Source organism: Vibrio ichthyoenteri ATCC 700023 (genome assembly GCF_000222605.1).
Lineage (GTDB): Bacteria > Pseudomonadota > Gammaproteobacteria > Enterobacterales > Vibrionaceae > Vibrio > Vibrio ichthyoenteri.
Window position 1 is genome coordinate 1 of the sequence record NZ_AFWF01000017.1, and the last position, 2,131, is coordinate 2,131.

Here is a 2,131-nt window from a genome sequence, read left to right on the forward strand (position 1 = left end):
TATATAAGTCAGAAATACTGATTTTTTCTTTCCCAAGCTGAGCCTAATTGTATGGATGTTTAATCTTGGGTGACGATGAACAGATAATTGTTTACTTTTGAATTCTCTAATGCCAATACTAAACTTAGTCTTAAAAGCTCTTACGGCAGTGTTGTAATTTTTAAAGCCGGCTTTGTATATTAAATTATTAACCGGCGTTTTTGGATACGACAACAACAAGCTTTTTAAAACTTCCACACGATAGTTATTTACCAATTCGACGAAACTTGTGTTGTTGTTATAGAGTATATACTGAACTTTTCTTCTAGACATATAAGCTTTTTCGCACAGAGTATTAAGATTAAAATCTTCGTTGGATGCGTTGGACTCAATTATTCCTATGAGTTTGGAAAACGTGCAGTTTAAGTTGTTCTTATAATTATCGACGCCAATAATATTTGCAATGGCCATGAGTTCATAGAATGGACTCGGAGAGGTTGATAATGCTTCGAGTAATATTCGCACTAATCTTTCGTGTATATGTGTCTCTAGAAGATCATGGAATTTAGGCATTCCAATGTTAACATAAAATGATTTTTCGATGAAAATAAATTGAGTATTTTCGTTTATTTCAGCAGTAAAAGAGTCTTTTATCAGAATCAATTGTTTGTCATTACTGAGAGTTTTTTTAGCGCCGTCTTCGAATGTGATACATTTTTCGCTGTTAGAAATAAGTATGATGAATTCATCGGAATGTATCGGGTTGGAATTGTCGAAGTGAAACTCGCCTCGAGCTCCATCAATATATGTCACTAGTTGGTGGTTTATTAACCTAAAACTCTCGGTCTTTATCGTTGTTTTTTGGTTGAACAAGCTGTTAACGTTTTTATTTTTATTGTATGTCATTAGGGGATGCATTCCATTTATATCTAATACTAATCCGGCCTTAGCGTCGCTAATGTTGTCAATGAATTTTTATTTTTATTTTTAACTAATAGTGCCATTTAATCTGCGGATTAATAATAACATTATCAAGTTAATTTATCTGCATTGTGCAAAATGGTTTATTTATTGCGCAATTTGATAAGTTTTATTTTTTATGGCGCCCTGTCAGATAGCATTGCGCAAAATGGGGGGGTTATTGCACAATTTGATAAGTGCGATTTTGGATGAGCGATTAATATGAATGGACGAAATGAAAAGTTACCAAAAAAATTAGGTAAAAGTGTTTCGCTAAGGTATCCCGCCTTCTACGGCCAATATAAAAGAGAAAGAAAAATGAAGTTTATTGATACATCAAATACACCTGCTTTGAAAATGTTGAAAAAACAGCGTGGTATGACACTGTTAGAAGTGATTATCGTTCTAGGCATCATGGGTGTCATCGCAGCTGGTGTCGTCGTACTCGCTCAACGTGCAATCGACAACCAGAACGTAAGTAAACTGTCGCAAGCACTAAACGTAATTCAAACATCCATGGTTCAAACATACCGAAGCCAAAAATCTTATCCGCCAATTGCAACGGTGGCTGATTCGGCTAAATTGACTAAAGCGCTAATTTCTATGGGTAAAATCTCGACAACTGACATAGTGAATCCATTTACCGGCGCCCAACTAGAAGTTTACACTACTGCTGACAACAAGGCCGCAAACCGTGGTTTTGCGATAAAAGCTGGTAACCTATCTCAAAACCAATGTCGCGCAATTATATCAAGTAGTAATGAACTATTCGCATTCATTCAAGTAGAAACTGTCGGTGGCACGTTAGCTGCTGATATGTATGTGGACCCGCAAGCAAATGAACCAACAGGTGTAATTAAGTCTACTAAAGGCGGTGTAAATCAGTTTGATATTTCAAATCTAGATCAGTTGACAGCTCTATGTGGTGGTGATGCTGGTGCAACAACGTATTACGACTTGTTCGTGGGTAACAGATAATCTTTAAAATTATACACCAGGGCTAATTATGAAAGCTAGACAGCGTGGAGCTACGTTGCTTGAAGCAATATTGGCTGTGGCTGTTATAGGGTGGGTGCTTGCATATTCAGGCGCCCAACTTATAAGAACTGCAAAAGAGAAACAATTAGAGAAAGCGGCAGGGAAAGTAGTTGAGCTACAATATGTAATTAAACAGTATATGACGGATGTGTAT

Annotated in this window: 3 protein-coding genes; 2 read left to right on the top strand and 1 reads right to left on the bottom strand. The window is 36.5% G+C overall.

The window, feature by feature from the left end:
* Positions 1 to 885, bottom strand: an 885-nt coding sequence (locus tag RH85_RS02450) for an AraC family transcriptional regulator (protein WP_006710597.1), incomplete at its 3' end; no start/stop codon positions are given.
* 372 nt (positions 886 to 1,257) lie between these two features.
* Between RH85_RS02450 and RH85_RS02455 the strand changes: the two genes are divergently transcribed.
* Positions 1,258 to 1,917, top strand: a complete 660-nt coding sequence (locus tag RH85_RS02455; RefSeq protein ID WP_006710598.1) for a type IV pilus major pilin — start codon at positions 1,258 to 1,260, stop codon at positions 1,915 to 1,917.
* A 28-nt stretch (positions 1,918 to 1,945) separates the two neighbouring features.
* A partial coding sequence (locus RH85_RS23260; protein ID WP_006710599.1) for a type II secretion system protein occupies positions 1,946 to 2,131 on the top strand: 186 nt, incomplete at its 3' end.

Excerpts from the sequence above, each read along its gene's own strand:
- RH85_RS02455 (WP_006710598.1), top strand. The coding sequence starts at position 1,258 with ATGAAGTTTATTGATACATCAAATACACCTGCTTTGAAAATGTTGAAA.